At 38.1% G+C, this 17,963-nt stretch carries 16 protein-coding genes and 2 tRNA genes; 12 read left to right on the forward strand and 6 right to left on the reverse strand.

All coding sequences use genetic code 11. From position 1 onward, the window contains the following. Positions 1 to 15: 15 nt before the first annotated feature. The 4 genes from pal to WAX86_RS05360 all read left to right on the forward strand — a co-directional run bounded on the left by pal (position 16) and on the right by WAX86_RS05360 (position 4,505). A complete protein-coding gene (pal, locus tag WAX86_RS05345; RefSeq protein ID WP_065170282.1) occupies positions 16 to 561 on the forward strand; it encodes a peptidoglycan-associated lipoprotein Pal in 546 nt (181 codons plus the stop codon). Between the two features lie 16 nt (positions 562 to 577). Then, a complete protein-coding gene (gene ybgF, locus WAX86_RS05350) occupies positions 578 to 1,312 on the forward strand; it encodes a tol-pal system protein YbgF (RefSeq protein ID WP_237032981.1) in 735 nt (244 codons plus the stop codon). 166 nt (positions 1,313 to 1,478) lie between these two features. Continuing rightward, positions 1,479 to 2,522, forward strand: coding sequence for a quinolinate synthase NadA (gene nadA, locus WAX86_RS05355; protein ID WP_341489215.1), 1,044 nt, complete (start codon positions 1,479 to 1,481; stop codon positions 2,520 to 2,522). 135 nt (positions 2,523 to 2,657) lie between these two features. Further along, on the forward strand, positions 2,658 to 4,505 hold the full coding sequence (locus tag WAX86_RS05360; RefSeq protein WP_341489216.1) for a response regulator: 1,848 nt from the start codon (positions 2,658 to 2,660) through the stop codon (positions 4,503 to 4,505). Positions 4,506 to 4,548: 43 nt separating this feature from the next. Here WAX86_RS05360 and WAX86_RS05365 read toward each other — a convergent pair whose 3' ends face one another. Then, a complete protein-coding gene (locus tag WAX86_RS05365; protein WP_036764115.1) occupies positions 4,549 to 5,124 on the reverse strand; it encodes a UPF0149 family protein in 576 nt (191 codons plus the stop codon). A 247-nt stretch (positions 5,125 to 5,371) separates the two neighbouring features. Between WAX86_RS05365 and WAX86_RS05370 the strand changes: the two genes are divergently transcribed. The 8 genes from WAX86_RS05370 (at position 5,372) to WAX86_RS05405 (ending at position 14,052) form a co-directional block, all read left to right on the forward strand. After that, a tRNA-Ser gene (locus WAX86_RS05370) sits at positions 5,372 to 5,459 on the forward strand. Positions 5,460 to 5,484: 25 nt separating this feature from the next. Next, a tRNA-Ser gene (locus tag WAX86_RS05375) sits at positions 5,485 to 5,575 on the forward strand. Between the two features lie 183 nt (positions 5,576 to 5,758). Continuing rightward, the gene (locus WAX86_RS05380; protein WP_341489217.1) at positions 5,759 to 6,979 is read left to right on the forward strand and encodes an integrase domain-containing protein; all 1,221 of its coding nucleotides are present in this window, start codon (positions 5,759 to 5,761) and stop codon (positions 6,977 to 6,979) included. Positions 6,980 to 8,048: 1,069 nt separating this feature from the next. Then, positions 8,049 to 9,992 carry a type VI secretion system tip protein TssI/VgrG gene (locus tag WAX86_RS05385; protein ID WP_341489218.1) on the forward strand — a complete coding sequence of 648 codons (1,944 nt, stop codon included), beginning with the start codon at positions 8,049 to 8,051 and terminating at the stop codon, positions 9,990 to 9,992. A 2-nt stretch (positions 9,993 to 9,994) separates the two neighbouring features. Beyond that, positions 9,995 to 10,564, forward strand: a complete 570-nt coding sequence (locus tag WAX86_RS05390) for a hypothetical protein (RefSeq protein ID WP_341489219.1) — start codon at positions 9,995 to 9,997, stop codon at positions 10,562 to 10,564. Further along, positions 10,561 to 11,091 carry a hypothetical protein gene (locus WAX86_RS05395; protein ID WP_341489220.1) on the forward strand — a complete coding sequence of 177 codons (531 nt, stop codon included), beginning with the start codon at positions 10,561 to 10,563 and terminating at the stop codon, positions 11,089 to 11,091. The genes WAX86_RS05390 and WAX86_RS05395 overlap by 4 nt, the downstream gene beginning before the upstream one ends. Positions 11,092 to 11,324: 233 nt before the next feature. After that, entirely contained in the window at positions 11,325 to 13,328 is a 2,004-nt protein-coding gene (locus WAX86_RS05400; protein ID WP_341489221.1) for a hypothetical protein, read from the forward strand. Then, the gene (locus WAX86_RS05405; protein WP_341489222.1) at positions 13,321 to 14,052 is read left to right on the forward strand and encodes a hypothetical protein; all 732 of its coding nucleotides are present in this window, start codon (positions 13,321 to 13,323) and stop codon (positions 14,050 to 14,052) included. The genes WAX86_RS05400 and WAX86_RS05405 overlap by 8 nt, the downstream gene beginning before the upstream one ends. Positions 14,053 to 14,212: 160 nt before the next feature. Here the strand turns inward: WAX86_RS05405 and WAX86_RS05410 are convergent, their stop codons facing one another. The 5 genes from WAX86_RS05410 to WAX86_RS05430 all read right to left on the reverse strand — a co-directional run bounded on the left by WAX86_RS05410 (position 14,213) and on the right by WAX86_RS05430 (position 17,934). Then, positions 14,213 to 14,917 (reverse strand): hypothetical protein, encoded by a 705-nt coding sequence (locus WAX86_RS05410; RefSeq protein ID WP_341489223.1) that lies wholly within the window; start codon positions 14,915 to 14,917, stop codon positions 14,213 to 14,215. Positions 14,918 to 14,971: 54 nt separating this feature from the next. Continuing rightward, the gene (locus tag WAX86_RS05415; protein WP_376788109.1) at positions 14,972 to 15,352 is read right to left on the reverse strand and encodes a hypothetical protein; all 381 of its coding nucleotides are present in this window, start codon (positions 15,350 to 15,352) and stop codon (positions 14,972 to 14,974) included. After that, positions 15,333 to 16,103, reverse strand: coding sequence for a transcriptional regulator (locus tag WAX86_RS05420; protein WP_341489224.1), 771 nt, complete (start codon positions 16,101 to 16,103; stop codon positions 15,333 to 15,335). The genes WAX86_RS05415 and WAX86_RS05420 overlap by 20 nt, the downstream gene beginning before the upstream one ends. A gap of 242 nt (positions 16,104 to 16,345) precedes the next feature. Beyond that, positions 16,346 to 16,783, reverse strand: coding sequence for a DUF2787 domain-containing protein (locus WAX86_RS05425; protein ID WP_341489225.1), 438 nt, complete (start codon positions 16,781 to 16,783; stop codon positions 16,346 to 16,348). Positions 16,784 to 17,034: 251 nt separating this feature from the next. Continuing rightward, on the reverse strand, positions 17,035 to 17,934 hold the full coding sequence (locus tag WAX86_RS05430) for an LPD25 domain-containing protein (protein WP_341489226.1): 900 nt from the start codon (positions 17,932 to 17,934) through the stop codon (positions 17,035 to 17,037). Positions 17,935 to 17,963 lie beyond the last annotated feature (29 nt).

Below are 17,963 nucleotides of genomic sequence, written 5' to 3' on the forward strand. Positions count from 1 at the left end.
CAAAGGATACAAATAATGCAATTAAACAAAGTACTTAAAAGTCTAGCGATTGCGCTACCGCTAATGACTCTTGCTGCATGTAGTTCAACTGAAGGTACAAACAGTTCAGCGGCTGATCAAACTGCTGGTGGTTCATCTTCTATGGTTGATCAAGGTGCAATCTCAACACCTGTAGATGGTGGCAATGCGTCAATGTCTGAACAAGAAATTCGTAATCAGCAATTGCGTCAAGAGACCACTGTTTTCTTCAAGTTTGACAATGCTGAGATTCAACCTGAATATCAAGCAATGCTAGAAGCTCACGCTGAGTATCTACGTGACCACCCAGCAGTAAAAGTTATCATCGAAGGTCATGCTGATGAGCGCGGTACGCCTGAGTACAACATTGCCCTAGGTGAGCGTCGTGCTGCTGCGGTTGTTAAGTACCTACAAGCATTAGGTGTTCCTGCAAGTCAGATGTCTATCGTGAGCTACGGTGAAGAGAAGCCGCTAGTTCTTGGTCATACAGATGCTGATTACGCGAAAAACCGTCGTGCAGTACTTGTTTATAAAACTATCTAATTGATAGGGATCTATCATGAACAGTAACAATATGCGTAAACTCGCATTAGGGTTGCTGGTTGGTACGGCGACTCAATTGGTCGCCGTTCCTGCTTTTGCCGATTCACAGTTAGATCGTCTAGAGCGTATGCTTGATGCGCGAAATCAGATGATGCTTGATATGCAGCGTCAACTCGATCAAATTTCAACAGATGTTGATGATCTTCGCGGAAAAGTAGAGCGTAATAGCTACGATTTAAAGCAGATGTTAGAGCGTCAACGTGAACTTTATCGAGAAGTAGATACGTTAAGTAGCCAGCAAGCGCAACAGGCAAAAGAGACCAAAGCAACCAATACGGATGCAAAAGAAAATCAAGAGAGCTACAGCAGCAATCTTGATGAAAACCAAGCGTATGAGAAAGCCGTTAATCTGATTTTAAAAGAAAAGGATTACCAAGGTGCAACTAAAGCCTTTAATGACTTTATTGCCACTTATCCAAAATCGGTTTACGCACCGAATGCCCATTACTGGCTAGGTCAGCTGTATTTTGCTCAAGGGCAAATGAAAGCCGCTGATGAACATTTTACAGCAGTTGTTGCTGCAAAAGATTCAAGTAAGCGTGCAGATGCTCTATTAAAGTTGGGTGCTATCGCTCAAAAAGCTAATGATACTGCCAAAGCAACTCAGTATTATCAGCAGGTTATTAAAGAGTTCCCTAGTTCAACAACGGCCACACAAGCCCAAGCTGCATTGAACAAACTGGGACAATAATCCAGAATTTTCATTGGTTAAAACTAAGGTCTGAGCTTAAGTTCAGACCTTTTTTTATTGTGAGATTTCGCTGAAACCTGGTGGTAACTCAATGTTCCTCCTGCATCTTGTGAACGTTTTGTATATAATCAGGCAGACTAAGGATTAGCCACTAGAGCAAGAAGCAATGACAAAACAATTCAATCCCGCCGAAACCATTTATCCCTTTCCACCAAAGCCAACCCCTCTAACCGCCGATGAGCGCGCTACTTATAAAGAGAGCATTAAACGCCTATTAGTAGATAAAGATGCGGTGATGGTCGCGCACTATTATACCGATCCTGAAATTCAAGCATTGGCTGAAGAAACAGGCGGTTTTGTTGGTGATTCGCTAGAAATGGCTCGTTTTGGTAATCAACACCCAGCGAAAACCCTACTGGTCTGTGGTGTGCGTTTTATGGGAGAGTCTGCCAAGATCTTAACACCAGAGAAGCAGATACTGATGCCAACATTAGAGGCTGAGTGTTCCCTTGATCTTGGCTGTCCAGCAGAAGCTTTTACTCAGTTTTGTGATGAACATCCAGAGCATACCGTGGTTGTTTACGCTAATACGTCAGCAGCGGTAAAAGCTCGTGCTGATTGGGTGGTGACGTCAAGCATTGCTTTGGAGATAGTCGAGCATTTAGAGGCGGAAGGTAAACCTATTATTTGGGGACCTGATCGTCATTTAGGATCTTACATCCAAAAGCAAACCGATGCCGATATGTTATTGTGGCAAGGCGAATGTGTCGTCCATGATGAGTTCTCAGCTAAAGCGCTCCGAGATATGAAAGCGGTTTATCCAGATGCTGCCATTCTCGTACATCCAGAATCACCAGCCAGTGTTGTCGCTCTGGCCGATGCCGTTGGTTCGACGAGTCAGTTGATTAAAGCAGCTAAATCGCTTCCTAACCAACAGCTGATTGTCGCAACAGATAAAGGCATTTTTTATAAGATGCAGCAGATGGTTCCAGAGAAAGAGCTGATTGAGGCTCCAACTGCTGGTGCTGGCGCGACCTGTCGCAGTTGTGCTCACTGTCCTTGGATGGCGATGAATGGTCTAAAAGCAATCGAGACCGCATTGATAGATGGCGGAGCGGAGCACGAAATCTTTGTTGATGAAGCTATTCGAGTGCAATCGCTCGTTCCTTTAAATCGCATGTTAGATTTTGCTGCTAATCTACAGAACTAACCGAATTCTACTCTGAGCCAAATACCGCTTTCGCTTAACTGTTAAAGCGGTATTTTTTTATACACGTATTAAAAAAGTACCAAAAAGCCAAAATTTTGCTTTACTTAATTAACAGTAGGTAAGGAGATTTTAGGCATGAAGCAAATTGGTCGGCTCCCATTATGGGGAAAGTATTTACTTGTGATCGTGAGCTTAACCATGGTGATGTGCTTTGTTTTTGGTGAGATTTTACGAATTTCAGAAACCAAATTTATTGAAGAAAAGATCCAAGGCCAATTAGAGCAGTACAGCAATATTATTGTTTCTGCTACTAAACAAGATCTCCTTGAGCAAGATACTCAAAGATTAGAAAATACTGTTCTCACTATTACACATAATATTCCCAGTTTAGCCCATCTCTGTTTTTATAATCGAGATAATCAAAAAGTGTTTCAATGGGGAAGTGCCGATGATCACCATGATGATCATTTTCACTATGAGATCACCAAAGATGTGGTGGTTAATAATGGTTATATCGGCAAAGTTGAGATCGCTTTAAAAAATCAGGTTCCTGAAGAGATCATAGCCCACCATGTCGCTTATATTCGAATTATTCTTGCGGCTTCATTATTACTTCTAGGCTGTTTGTGCTATTTCGTATCGCAATATCTTATTATTAATCCTATTGCGCGAATTAATAATAAAATTCTTTCGCTTAAAGAGATGTACCCTAAATTAAATCAAGTAAAAGAAAACCAGTCAGAAATGCAACGGCTCAATTCATCAGTCTTTATTTTGAAGCAAGTATTAGAGAGGCAGCGAGAAAAAGAATTATTACTTCAAGAAGCGCAACATGAATCAGAAGAAGCCAATCGAATTAAGACTGAATTTATTGCGACCATGAGCCATGAAATTCGCACTCCGATGAATGTGATTTTAGGCTCGTTAGAAGTACTCAATGAAGAAGACTTAAGCCCTAAAAGTAAGCGGTTTGCTGAAATATCACAAAGTGCAGCCCATTTACTATTAAATCAACTTAATGATGTTTTGGACTTTGCGCGATTAGAATCAGGAAAGGTGGCACTAAGCCAAGGGGAGTTCTCTCCGTATAAATTAGTTCGTTTTATAGAAGATATCTTTCGCAATCAAGCCGAACAAAAAGGTGTTCAATTTCATGTTGATATCGGCTTTTCGCCAGAGCTATTTATGGTTAGTGATGAGGGGAAAATATCACAAATTCTCACTAACATTGTTGGTAATGCACTAAAGTTTACCAGCTCTGGGAGTATCACGATTAGGGCCCGTTGGCATGAGACAGAGCAACTGATTTTTACCATTAGTGATACTGGAATTGGTATTGATAAAGATAAAATAGCCTCGATTTTGCAGCCTTTTGTGCAAAGTGATGCATCCTTTTCAAGACGTTATGGTGGGGCAGGGATGGGACTGGCTATCACCTCTGCATTGGTAGAGTTGCTCTGTGGCCAGTTAGAAATTGATAGCCAAGTTGCAAAAGGAACTCAATTTACCGTGAGAGTGCCAATTGCTAAAAGCTATTTTAAGCAACAGGAGCAGAGTGGATCTTCAAAGCACGATGATTGGACATCACTCCATGGTAAAAAGATTTTGTTAGTAGAAGACAGTATTTCTAATCAATTGATTGCTAAAACGATTTTAGAAAAAAATGGCTTTGTTGTTGAAACGGCTTTAAATGGTCGAGAAGCGATAGAGCAAGTACAGCAAGTCAAGGTTGATGCGGTATTAATGGATTTGCAGATGCCCGAATTAAATGGGTTAGAAGCCAGTCTTGCGATACGCCGGCTAGGGGGGATATATACATCCCTACCTATTATTGCGATGACAGCAAATGCTAGCGATAAAGATAGAGAGAAATGCCATCAAGCAGGTATGGATGATTATTTAACTAAGCCGATAAATAAACAGCAGATGCTTGAAGTGCTAAGGATATGGTTAACGACTCAGTCAACCCCTGAAATTGAGTAGATTTGGTATACGACAAACCTACTCAATTAATAGGGTTTGTCGCTTATTGATCTTCTGCTAACGTTTGGGCTCGCTGAGTTAGGCCACACAGCATAGTTGGAACAGCTTTAAAGATCTCTTCAAATTGAGCCAGAGCATCGGCACCTTCTTGAGATAATACTGCAAGAGCATTTTCTGGGTCGAACAGTAAGCTGATAGACAGAAGAACGCCACCTAGTAGGGCATTATCTTCACTGTCTTCAGGCATAATGGTTTCCCAATCATCACGTGCTAACTGCCAACCTTGCAGCATGCCTTCTGTGAACTCGCGAGTTTCTTCTGTCACTAGTTGAGCATCATCGAGGGCGCAACCTTCAGGCCATTGCCAAGTACCCGCTAACAGTGCTGCTCGTGCATCATTCCAGATACCAACAATAGCATTTGCGTAAGCCTCAAGTTCTTCATGAGTTGTAAATGGTGAAACTTCCTCACCACCCCATAAGAAAGCAAGCCACTCGGCAGGATCAAGAATATTTGGTGCTGCCGCCATAGAGGTCACAAAACCATAAGTTTGTGCAGAGGATAATAGCTGCTCGGCAAGGTTAGAATCTTCTAAAATTGCATTTAGTTGTGAAGACATAGTTAGAATCTCATCGGTGAAGGCTTAATGACGTCTTACTGTATTTAGCGACGTATCTCATGGCTTGAGTATATACCAGTCTTACTTAAGAAGAGCAGTGATGGACTCGCTAAATTCTTGTTATTTCATCTTGTTGTTTGAATAATGAACGCTTAAAAACAAATAAAGAAAAAAGGCTTGCCAATGTAGTCGGGGATCTTTATAGTACGCCTCCGTTGTCACGGTAAAGCTGTGATGGCAACAATGTGGTGAGGTGTCCGAGTGGCTGAAGGAGCACGCCTGGAAAGTGTGTATACGGCAACGTATCGAGGGTTCGAATCCCTCCTTCACCGCCATAACTTCTTACGAGAAGAACAAAACGGAGAGATGGCTGAGTGGTTGAAAGCACCGGTCTTGAAAACCGGCATACGTTTGTAGCGTATCTAGGGTTCAAATCCCTATCTCTCCGCCAAACCCCCTTCCATCTATGTCCATAGAAGTCCAAATAATCCTTACTATCAAAAGCTTATAGATATTAGCGTTTCTGTTGGAATCCACGAACGTCTATTCATATCTACTACTTTTGGTATTCCATTTCGTATTCCAAACCTGATATTGTTTACTTCTGGAATACAGCACAAAGGAGGGTGTATCTATGGCTACTAATGCGACTCGTCTGAATCAAAAACAAATTACTAGCGCTAAACCAAAGGAAAAGGATTATGTTCTTTCTGATGGTGGTGGTTTACAGTTGCGCGTTCGAGCAAATGGTTCCCGCCTTTGGAACTTCAATTATCATCATCCAGTGACTAAGAAACGTGTCAATATGGGACTAGGCCCTTTCCCAGAAATTACTTTGGCAAATGCTCGTAAGCTGGCATTAGAGGCTAGAGAGTTAGTTGCTCAAGGCGTTGACCCAAAGGAGCAACGAAACCATCAGAGAGCTTTAGAAAAACAAGCAAGTGAACATACGTTACTTAGCATTAGCCAAGAGTGGTTTAAAATAAAACAAGTTTCTATAACTGAAGGCTATGCCGAAGACGTATGGCGTTCACTTGAGAGGCATGTTTTTCCTGTCATTGGGCACTGTATCATTTCGACTATTACGGCCCCTCAAGTTATAGAGTTACTTAGGCCGATAGAAGCAAGAGGGAGTTTGGAAACCGTTAAACGATTATCTCAACGACTTAATGAAATCTTCTCTTTTGCTGTAAATAGTGGTGTTGTAAGTAATAACCCGTTACGAGGAATACGAGCCGTTTTTAGGAAGCCACAAAAAGAAAATATGGTAGCTTTAAGGCCCGAAGAGTTACCTGAACTTATGCGTACAGTAGCTCAAGCTCCAATACGTCGAATGACTCGATGTTTAATTGAATGGCAATTACATACCATGACTCGACCATCAGAAGCAGCTGGTACTCGTTGGGATGAAATTGATGTTGATGCGAAAGTCTGGGTGATCCCTGCTCATCGAATGAAGAAGAGGCGAGAGCATCGAATACCTCTTACGGAGGCTATGCTAGGAATTTTAACTGTAGCAAAAAGCCTTAGTGCTCGTAGTGAGTATGTATTTCCAGCAGAGCGTAATTTAATGGCGCCTTACAATAGTCAAACAGTGAATATGGCATTAAAGCGAATGGGCTTTAGGAGTCGGTTGGTGAGCCATGGAATGCGCTCTCTGGCAAGTACTGCATTAAATGAGCAAGGATTTAATCGAGATTGGATAGAAGCGGCATTAGCGCACGTTGATACGAACCAAGTTCGAAGTGCATACAACCGTACGGACTATCTTGAACAAAGGAGAGAGATGATGCAGTGGTGGAGTAGCTTTATTCTTGCGTCAGCTGTAGGGTCTTTATCTATAGCTGGGACATAAGGATAAATCGAACCAAGATATCTCGATATGGGACACTCTACTGTGTCAATAATCCTATTGATTAAAAGGTGCTCTCAGCTGTGAGGGCACCTTTTATTTTTTGTTCTTTATTGGTTGTTGCCTTCAACTCACCTATGAAATTTAATATGAGAGATATAGTTATTATAATCAATAGCATAATGCTTATTAAAGCATCCTTTCAGTAAATTAATATCGATGTTAACGAAGTGGTGTACTCAATAAAGTGTTGCTGATAACTCTAGTAACGAGGCATGGTTGTAGTGAGTTTTTTGAAAGGTAGCCATAAGATTTTAAGGCGCTTAATTCCGATATATTAAAGAAGTCTTGGCCTTTACTCATAATAAGCAGTTTGGGTTTACTAGACGTTATTTCTTCGTGTGATGTCTTTTTAGTATTGCTATATGTTTATTTAACGTTAAAGTGTGATCGTTTTGTTTGCCTAATGTTAATTTTATAGAATCTATCGGGCAAGATCTTGCTCGCTGGGCAACTTCTTGCCCGCCTCTGAGCAAGATCTTGCCCAGAAAAAGTCTTATCAAATTCATCTAAAAATAAATTCCTTCTTATTCAACAGGTTAAGTTTTATCTAAGTTGGCATGCATCCTGCATATAATACGTAGGCAAAAAATGCCGATTTAACATTTAGCGATAAGATTAAAAGGGCATTTTAATTTAACTCCCAATTATTTTAATCAAAGAGAAAGCTCGGTGGTTTACATACTTATTAAAATTGAGTGAGTTATCGAATATTTTATTTAATCCATTTAAAAGCTAGATTCAATAGTTCGATAAACAAATTTTCAGGAAAGCATAATAGAGCGGTATTATACAAAATTGAATTAGAAATCCTAGAAAGCTTATGGTATTAGTGTTTAAATTTATGGAGGCGCTCTGCAATGGATTAATAATAGGGATGTAAAGATAATAACTGCATGTTCTTATTAATTGATTGTGTACGTTTAGGAGTACTATGCGGAGAGGTAGTGAGAGAACTGTAACATTTATATAATGTACGGGGGGCTTAATAGAAAACTTATAAGGAACGATTATGAATAGAATTTATTTTCAGTTGGTAAATGTTAAGACGCAGGAAGAGTGGTCAGTCGTTGATTTTACATCTCGATTGGAAATGAATAGCCTAACTCAGTCAGTGATTCAAATTAAAGTGTCTTTGGGCTCCGACCCAAAAAACTTTCTTCGGCAAGAAGTTAAGTTAGCTATAGACCATTATGGAACGTTAAATTCAATATGTGGTTTAGTGTCTAATGTCAGTCATTTAGGTAATTCTCGGGAGTTTTCACTTTTACAATTAACCGTAGTGCCTAAAATGTGGCTAACTACATTAAGGCATAATTTTCGGATTTTTCAAGAAGTATCTGTTCCTGATATTATTAACACTATTCTATCGGAGCACAATATTACTGCTGTTACTTTTGATTTAACTAATCAGTACGATAACAGAATTTATTGCACTCAATATCAAGAAACTGACTTTGAATTTATACAAAGATTGTGTTCAGAAGAAGGGCTATCATTTACGTTCTCACCAGAGAAAGATCATGTATATTTTAATGATAGTAAAGACACTTATTTTATAACACAGGATTCTGAATACAACCCAATAACAGGCCCTGTAAATCAAGAATCATATATCTCTTCTGCTATATCTAATTATTCAATAACAACATCAAGTGTATTGACTAAAGATTATAATCCATTTCATCCTCAGAACTCATTAGAACAATTGGTAACCTTTGGTGAAGATAATCAATTAGTAGATTATCACTACCCTAATGCATTTTATAATGATGCTCATTCACGTAGCGCTCAGATTAGAGCTGCTATCCATCAGTGGCAAGCTCATCTTGTATCTCTTAAAGGAAACGATCCGTCATTTGTATGTGGTCGTCACACAACTGTTTCCGGAGTTGGTAAATTAGTTCCGATTAAAATTATACACACAGGCACACAGTATCAAGCTTTAGAAGAGCAGGCTGGTAGTGAGGGGACTACATATTCAATTGAAGTAACGGCAATCCCTAGTGAATATCAATTTTATGTCCCTAAGATTGATAAACCCAATGTGTTAGGAACACAACTTGCCACGGTATCTGGGCCCGAAGGGGAAGAAATTTATTGTGATGAATGGGGACGAGTGAAAATATACTTTCCTTGGGATAGATACAATAAAAATGATGATTTATGCAGTTGTTGGGTTCGGGTTTCTAGTCCTAATGCTGGTGCTCAGTTTGGTTTTGTTGCAATACCCAGAATAGGTCAAGAGGTGCTGGTATCCTTTTTACATGGAGATCCAGATCTACCTTATATATCGGGAGCTATGTATAACACCCTTAATAAACCACCTTATGAATTACCTCAGTACAGAGCGACCACGACACTTCGCTCAGAGTCATATCAAGGATCTGGTTATAATGAAATGTCTTTTGATAATGTAGGTGGTAAAGAAAGGATATTTGTGCATGCTCAGAAAGACTATGAGAAAGTAGTCGGGCAAAATGTTCATGAAGTCATAAAAGGCTCTCAGCATACTACTGTTGAGGTTAATGAACACCAACACATTAAGGGCAATAAAAATATTCAAATAGATGGTGATGCTTACGTTCAGTCTACTGGTTTACACATTTCTTCTGAAACACTGGTTAGTAATCAGAAGAGTGACTCTCTATATAAGTCAGGCGGTACTCATACTGTTAAAGCATCTAATGTTCTTATTGAAGCCAGTTCAAAGATTTGTTTAAAGGTCGGCGGTTCTTTCATCTCAATATCTAACAGTGGCGTTGATATTGTGGGTGCTAAAGTTGGACTTAACTCAGGCGGTGCTCCTCTAGGAGCAAAAGAAATTACAGCTACGTTACCTGTATTACCTAATGGCGTTGAACAAATTGCTGATAACCCTATTGAGATCAATATGGCTATGTTTAAAGCCGCGTTAAGCAATAATATTATTCCGCGAAAATGTGGAAAGGAATAAGCATGAAAAAAAGAATATGGATCCCAATTGTAGGTTTAGTTCTTGTGTCTTTTACAAGTATTCCAAGGGTTACTTATTACAAGGTTATGAAATACGTATTAGAGCCTAGTATATGGAATGAGAGCGTTGTAATAACAGGAGCGAAGCCAAAAGATATTGAAATATATGGTAATGTTATGATTGATAAATGTGGTATATACTCCCAAAGTCGTATATACAAATATGAAGCTGAGGATTTAGGAAATAGTTATAGATTAGAATTACCTGTTATTAAAGGAAAAATAGATTTTTGTAATACTACTTCCTCTTACGGGTTAGTAGGTTTTTCCAAAGTAAATTCTGTTTCTAACATTTATAGTATATGGGGAATAAATAACGAAAGAAACCCTTGGGGTATGCCAGTTAACTATACTATACCAAAGAGGGATGATCTATTATGTTCCCCAACAAAAATAAATTATAGGTATAAATGTGTGAGTGAAAACCAGTTGGATATAAAAGGTCCCTTTAAAGTAGTACAAAAGGAAGATATTCAGTCAGCCAGAAATATTATCTTAAACGTGAAATTATGAAAAAAAGAATATGGGTCCCAATTGTAGGTTTAGTTCTTGTGTCTTTTACAAGTATTCCAAGAGTTACTTATTACAAGGCTATGAAATACGTATTAGAGCCTAGTATATGGAATGAGATCGTTGTAATAACAGGGGCAAAGCCTAACGATATGAAAATATACGGTAATATCATGATAGATAAATGTGGTCTTTACTCACAAAGCCGTAAGTATACATATAAAGCAGAGGATTTGGGAAGTAGTTACCGATTAGAACTACCTATTATTAATAAAGATAACAGTTGTCAGAAAGTTACTATATTAGAAGTGCTAGGTAAAAAATCTTCAGTTTCCTATAGTCTATGGGGATTTAGAACATTAGGAAGTGCGTGGGCTCAAAATGTTGAATCTAAAAAAATAGATAGTAGTTTAACAGCAATATGTGAAATTAAATCGTGTAATGTTGATGGATACGTTAAAGGATCCATAACGTATAGCGACTCATATATTCAGTCTTTAAGAAATATTAAATTAAACGTGGAGCTATGAAATACGTATTAGAACCATAGTATACTGAATGAGAACATTGTAATAACGAGAATGAAGCATAAAAGTTTAAATATAATAAGTAAATTTACTCATAATAAACTTATCTTGTACCAAAGAGGGGGCCAGTGAGGGAAAATAGATAAGGTGTAAAAAATAGATATTTTCATCCTACCATATCAGAAGATAATTTAAGTTTATTTACTAAACTGACAATTAATTTTGGAAAATAAAACATGCCTATAGATACAAATTTAGTGTGCCAACCCTGTACTCAATTCAACAGTTGGACAAAGCTGATGTTCCGTAGTGAAACTAATCATGGTATTCCGGGGTTAGTTGTAAAACTGCACCCAATAAATATGGAGCCGCTGGAAGCTATTACTGATAGTGATGGTCTTGTAACGTTCGTTAATATTCCATTAGATGGTGCTAAATTCTATGTAGCAATTGATTCTCTTTTATCGGAAGTAGAAAAGTTCCCTAGTGAAGATGTCGAGCCTGATTTTAAGCCTCATAGCAGTATTCAAGTTGAAGGTATTCCCCTAGACCGTATATTACACCGAGAGGTTACTATTGGGGATTTATGGGATATTCAACCTGATGATAAAATCTTGGTGGAACAACATCCTTCTATTAGTAAAGCGATAACTCATACTGTATGCCCAGAGTGTTTAACCATCTTCAATGTGAAAGCAGTTCGTGCGAAAGTGCCAGTTTTCTTACACACTGATGAATATAATTTAGTATCTGGTTACAATGGGTCTTTAATTTCTATATTATCTTATGCAAGTTTCTTTTCTGGTATTGAAGATGAAGCAGAGGTTACTTACAACGTTAGTAAAATTCAAGGTACTGACTACACTTTTGATATTTTACCTAATATTGAGAAAATAATAGAAGATAAAACTCAGGATGCAACTGTTGATGGTTCAGTAGTAAGTGTATTAAAACAACTAAGAGAGAATTCTCATGTAACTAAAATTGATGATAGTTCTATGATTTCTCCACCTAATTTAGCAAAGGCTGTTGATGAAAATTGTCCTACATTTATTACTGAAGAAGTACCTTATAGTAAACATTATAAAGCCATTCCTGTAATTGAGTATTCTAAAGAGTTCAATACAAAAAGTTCGGAAGCTTTTATTATGTGGAACGATGAAAACATCATTATTAGTTTTCGCGGTACAGCTCAAATTTCTGATGCACTACTTGATTTATATACTCTCAAGAAAGACATATCTCTTGATGGTGATCCAAATAGCAAAGAAAAAGATTATCATATTCATGCAGGGTTTAGTGTATATGTAGAGCGATTATATGCTTTGTTGCGTTTTAAAATCGAAGAATTACTCGCGGAAAAATCTAGGCATTTAATAATCTGTGGTCACTCTTTAGGTGGAGCTAGTGCATCGCTATTTTCTTTATTTTCCAACAACTTTTGTAAGCCTAAATCAATAAGAACTTACACATACGGAGCGCCTCGTGTATTTTCAACAGATATAGGCATGTTTGGTAATAAGAAAGATCTGTATGACTATGTGAATAAATTAACTCATTTTCGACATGTTAATTTTGAAGATGTTGTACCCCAAGTACCGCCACAGACTATAGGCTTTATCCATAATGGACAACTTGTCCAATTGTTTGAATATAAGTTACCTAATCAGGGTGTACAGCAGATGATACTATTACCTCACATCGATATTGATCCAAAGTGTTATCACCTAGATATTAATAATAATGGAATATGTGATTTCTGTAATAAAGAATATAGTGATCATATTATCGATGCTAATACAGGAGCTATTGATGCATTTGGGGGGAAGTATCACTCTAGTAAGTTGTATGCTAAAAATTTGGCAAATCATATTGCTGATTTTTATATGCACAATTATTCAATTGAAGCTCGTCAGAAAAAGATTTTATACAATTTAGAACATAAGTTAGAATTACTTGAAAGAGAATCTGTTTTTAAAAAAGCGAAACATAAAGTTGAGCAAGCAGTAAAACACAGTGCGTTAACAAGTGTATTCCCTGTCTCATTTCTAGTAGATGAAAAAGTAGTAATGAGTCAAGACCAAGTATTAAAAAATACGATACGGTTGATTAAACAATCAGGTGCTTCTGATGGTGTTATTAAACAAAGTATGACCGCTGACATAATACTATACGGAGACCAAAAAGTTACAACACAAGTCAAAGAGCAGCTGAAAACATGGAGACCTCTTCATGATTAATAGCAGCCTATGGATTTCAGAACAATTACGTAGGGAACGACCTGTATGGGCAATATTAGATATGACGCAGGTTCCAGATGTGTTGGAAAATTATCCACATATTGATACACGCCCTTTAGTGCCTTGGTCTCGCATATCAAATATCGATAAGATTTGTATGTGTGTTCAGCTTACAGAACAGCATTTTGATTGGTATCAAGATTATAAGGCTAATGGTATTCTGGTAGCAGGTGATAATTGTATCGAGCATTTTGGTTCTTTATTTGAAGCTCATATAGAGGGTGAGTCAGTCTTGTTTCCTTTCTATTGCCCTGATTATATTGCTCCGATGATGGATAAATTCACTGAATCGGAATTACAGACGTTTTTGGGAGGGAATTACTTATGGGTGCAAGGCCGACAATATGAACCAGATGGTTTATCTGTCATATCTAAAAAAAATATGTGGTGGGAAATTAAACCTCATCATTTAGCTGAACAAGTAAGTAAAGAAAGTTTACGTAATTGGATGTGGCAACATCATTCAGATCGGATGATTTTTTTGACAGAAAATGGGTATGATTTCGATGACATATTAGATAATCATTTAGAACTGTCTTTAAATAAAACGATGGGGGCGATTCGAGCTATACTTCAAATCCTAAGGAAGCAAGAATCAGATCTTACTCTTAATAATCTATTAGAGTCTAAATCGGTTTTTGAAATATTGGATGGCTATAAATGAAATAAACTGAGTGGATGATAGTAATGTCAATAGGTATATTCAGATATGGTTAAATATAGAAGGTAGTGCTGGATTTTAATTCTTTGATTGTTATATTTTGTGACATAATCTCATTTAAACCAGACAAAAAATAGGTATTCAAACGAATACCTATTTGATGTTACTGCTCAAAAGATTGAACCTGTTGTCCATCAGATATTGAGAACATGACTACATTACACTCACGATTCGTAGTGGCGTAGATCCAGTCACCCATCTTAACAGTAGACTTAGGCTTAATAAAATCACGACCGCCAGTTAATGTAAATGGTTTATATAGTACGACAGCTTCACACTGACCATCATTTACTGTGACCTTAATATCATCTAGTGATACTACACGTCCTTTATTCTGGAACATGATAATATCACGAGTCTTACCCAAGGCATTACCTGCAAATACTAGACGTCCATCGTTACGTACCTTTGCAGCAAAGCTAAACGGCATGGTGCTACTAACTTTAGATTCTGGAATTGTCCATGTAGTACCTTCATACGAAGCCATACGCTTTAGCTCACGAGGTGTAAGCTGTCCTGTATGTTGGAACTCACCATCGATTGTTGTATAGAACTGCCAATTAGGGTTAACTGCATTATCATTAATGATAACATCATGAACCCCATCGCCATTAAAGTCGGCTTCAATGAAAGAATAGTCTTTAGGGTTACCACCGAACTGGTCAAAGTATAAATCGGATGCTTGGTCTTTTGCTGGTTGTTCTCGGGTTTCAACAGCCATTGGTGCAGTTGCCCAATCTTCATAATAAGATGCTGACGTAGAAAAAGATACTGCTGAGACAACTACGGCTAATAGCGTTTTCATCATTTTGCTCCTTTATTAAATGATAAATACGGATGTACGATTGTTTGGCGGTATGACTTAGAATGTGAATACAAAGGTGCCAGTACTTGATGTGACAGTGATTTCTTTTACATCATCGACAGTACAGTTATTGCTGTAGCCTGTGTATGTTTGACCAAATTTCAATGGAATGTGTCTTGATAGTTCAGCCGTGGTGCCAGCTGGAATATGGCAGTTACCTCTATTAATCACAACATCAGTTATTGTGGTGTTATCGGTGATAGCTTGGAGATCAAAAACTAACCCCCCCCAATAAGAGTTAGTTGATATTGATACTTCTATATCTGGGGATGATTGTTGAGTCTCGTCTTGTTCTGTACAGGCTGTTACACCTATCAGTAAACTCATGATGGTGAGATATCGAGTTGAGAAATCTATTTTACGGTGTACTTGTATCATTATTTATTTTCCTTAATTCTGGGTACTCTAATTCCTCATGGTTACGCATAAATTGCTCAGTATTGAAATCAGAGGGGTAGCGAAATGAGAATGTTGATACACAGGCTTTATCAATAAGAGATAAAGCAATAGTGCGTATCGGATGTTGATCTGATAATCGAAAGAGCAGCAGAATTACATCGCTTTGAACAGAGAGACCGAGAGGTTCAATGAACATGTATCCCTGCTGTAAGAATGGGCTCGATATTTTAAGCATACGGCAGTTAAGCAATGCATTATGGACGGCATCCAATATTTGCCATTGCTCATCACTCCAATCTTGAATTGTTGGTAATCTGATATGAACTTTATGAAGCCATTGCAGCTCTTTAGAATACGATAATTCGTTATAGGTTAATGGATTGGTTCTTTTTAAGGTCTCTCCTAAACTGTAATGTAATGCTTCAGGAATGATGGGTTGTAAGTATTTCTTGGTTAGTTGCCAATAGAGCATTTCTCGCTTGTTGAATTTCAATAATTGTTCCGATGTTTTCCTGTAAACATGAGGCATACTCGTCGAATCGCATTCCACGTTAAACACCTCAATTATGACTTCATCAAGGTAGCGCTTAATACTTCGGGTTGTACGGCTGATATTCATGAGGGCTAACTGCTGCTGCAACTCCTTCACAGTGATCCATCGATGTTGAGGAATAAGCATCAGCGTATGCAGCAAGGCAGATAATCCTTCGATACTGGTTTTATTGCTCATGGCTATTCTCTTTATACATAGTACTCCGAGTAGGAGTGGGACATTTAATGTCGGGAGAATAGAGGTCGGTTCGACATATAATGTCCAACGGATGAGGGGCGACTAATTGGGCGGTAAAAATGTGAGCTAATTAACATTTTAGATTTAGGCTTAATAACTCAGTTTTGAACTGAGTCATGTAGCTTTAATAAAACAGTTAATGGCCCTGTCTGGATTTAAATAAGAAAAACGATAAGGTGGGATTAGTTGAATGTTCTGATTAAAGAGAGCTGTATATTATCGAATATATGTTGAGATAGATGGCGATAAAATGCGTTCATCCAATGAGTGAATATGTCATGCGCTTCATGGTGTGACAAATGCGTTGTTCCTGATTCAAGTTGATAGCACCAATGATTGATTAAATGAAAATATAGTTCGGGTTCGACTGTTGTACAGTTGTCACTGGTGTATGAAAAACTGGTAAAACACACTATGAGCCAAGGGCTTGAAATAGACTCTCTTTTTAGTTGTACCTCAATGGGATGTATCCCCTGTCTATTACGGTAGTAGCTCATTTGACGACAGTTTAAGACGATCCTTTTTGCGTTAGTAGGGAGTTCATAGTCCTTTAATAAACGTTCTAATAATGAATGAAGCTCATCTGTGATATGGATATCACCATAATGTTGCTCAAGCATAATTTGCTCCTTTTAACTGATAGCTGGGCTGTAAGTAAGATTTTTGTATTTATGCGACTTGTTGCTTTCTCTAGGTAGAGGAAGTCGCGTTAATGATATATGTCTGAATATTTTTGGATTAATGGGGGCGGTGAGTATTGAATCATGACGTTATGCTAAACTTGCTCATTAAAATGTTCTTCCCAATAAGATAATGTGATTACTCAAAAAATTTGATTCAGATAGAAAGGCGAGTGATCGCCTTCCTGTCTTTATTGTTGAGGGATTGCTAATTCTCCCATAGGGACATAGCGTGATTTATTTTCAACGTTATAGAAGTATCGCTTTTTAACTTGCCAACCATAACGAATATATTTGGTATCTGTTAGATAATAGCCATCTCCCATTGCAAAGCGCTCTCGGTGTTCTACGCTTTTCTCTGGCTCATTAAGAAATGCTGTTTCAGGGTGATTTAAACAAGCTTTACGCAGTTCTGGAAAAAGATTTCGAGAGTGTTTGGACCAAGCTAGAATAATGGTCTTGAGTGTTTTAGTGTGGAATTCTCCTGAATACGGCTCGCTTCTTTCTGCATCATAGTCAGTAAGTGTTGCAACGATTACCCCTTGAGCCCATTGTGGTATATCAAGAGATTGCTGAAATAACGCTTCGGCGTTTTGGTGTTCTCGCCATGCTTGTTCAAGAGCTTCCTTTTTACGTTGTTGTTGAGCGGCTTCTTCAGCTCTAGCTTGCTCCTCGATATGCTTAATCTGCAAACAACCTTGTTCAATTAGAGTTAGGTCGAACTCATAGGTGTTAATAAGAGCAATAAGCTGTTGATGGTCTTTGTCGTAAAGCCAAGGTTTATCGGCGTCTCCTTTGTGTTGATTAAAATAAGCCGCAATGCTTAAGCAGTGTTGAGCAAAACCATGATCATTACCATTACACCCTAAATCTAAGCGGCATTCATGTTGATGCTCGTTATCAAACGTGACGGTCACTTTTGTTTTATCGTATCCGCCAAGAGGGTTAAGTTTGGCAACTTCTAGTGCTTTTTGCTCAAATTCATTAAAGTCGTAAAGTGTCAAATCAGTGAATTCTCGGGATTCAGACCAGTGAACAAAAACTGTTTTAGGTTTGATTTTTCTAAGGTGTGTTTGTGGTGTTTTAGGCATGATGATGTCCTGTTTCAGATGTAATAAAA

The organism is Photobacterium damselae subsp. damselae, from assembly GCF_038086725.1.
GTDB lineage: Bacteria > Pseudomonadota > Gammaproteobacteria > Enterobacterales > Vibrionaceae > Photobacterium > Photobacterium damselae.

Bases quoted from the DNA above. Each gene is read 5' to 3' on its own strand.
- pal (WP_065170282.1), top strand. From the start codon at position 16: ATGCAATTAAACAAAGTACTTAAAAGTCTAGCGATTGCGCTACCGCTA.
- ybgF (WP_237032981.1), top strand. From the start codon at position 578: ATGAACAGTAACAATATGCGTAAACTCGCATTAGGGTTGCTGGTTGGT.
- nadA (WP_341489215.1), top strand. From the start codon at position 1,479: ATGACAAAACAATTCAATCCCGCCGAAACCATTTATCCCTTTCCACCA.
- WAX86_RS05360 (WP_341489216.1), top strand. From the start codon at position 2,658: ATGAAGCAAATTGGTCGGCTCCCATTATGGGGAAAGTATTTACTTGTG.
- WAX86_RS05365 (WP_036764115.1), bottom strand. From the start codon at position 5,124: ATGTCTTCACAACTAAATGCAATTTTAGAAGATTCTAACCTTGCCGAG.
- WAX86_RS05380 (WP_341489217.1), top strand. From the start codon at position 5,759: ATGGCTACTAATGCGACTCGTCTGAATCAAAAACAAATTACTAGCGCT.
- WAX86_RS05385 (WP_341489218.1), top strand. From the start codon at position 8,049: ATGAATAGAATTTATTTTCAGTTGGTAAATGTTAAGACGCAGGAAGAG.
- WAX86_RS05390 (WP_341489219.1), top strand. From the start codon at position 9,995: ATGAAAAAAAGAATATGGATCCCAATTGTAGGTTTAGTTCTTGTGTCT.
- WAX86_RS05395 (WP_341489220.1), top strand. From the start codon at position 10,561: ATGAAAAAAAGAATATGGGTCCCAATTGTAGGTTTAGTTCTTGTGTCT.
- WAX86_RS05400 (WP_341489221.1), top strand. From the start codon at position 11,325: ATGCCTATAGATACAAATTTAGTGTGCCAACCCTGTACTCAATTCAAC.
- WAX86_RS05405 (WP_341489222.1), top strand. From the start codon at position 13,321: ATGATTAATAGCAGCCTATGGATTTCAGAACAATTACGTAGGGAACGA.
- WAX86_RS05410 (WP_341489223.1), bottom strand. From the start codon at position 14,917: ATGATGAAAACGCTATTAGCCGTAGTTGTCTCAGCAGTATCTTTTTCT.
- WAX86_RS05415 (WP_376788109.1), bottom strand. From the start codon at position 15,352: ATGATACAAGTACACCGTAAAATAGATTTCTCAACTCGATATCTCACC.
- WAX86_RS05420 (WP_341489224.1), bottom strand. From the start codon at position 16,103: ATGAGCAATAAAACCAGTATCGAAGGATTATCTGCCTTGCTGCATACG.
- WAX86_RS05425 (WP_341489225.1), bottom strand. From the start codon at position 16,783: ATGCTTGAGCAACATTATGGTGATATCCATATCACAGATGAGCTTCAT.
- WAX86_RS05430 (WP_341489226.1), bottom strand. From the start codon at position 17,934: ATGCCTAAAACACCACAAACACACCTTAGAAAAATCAAACCTAAAACA.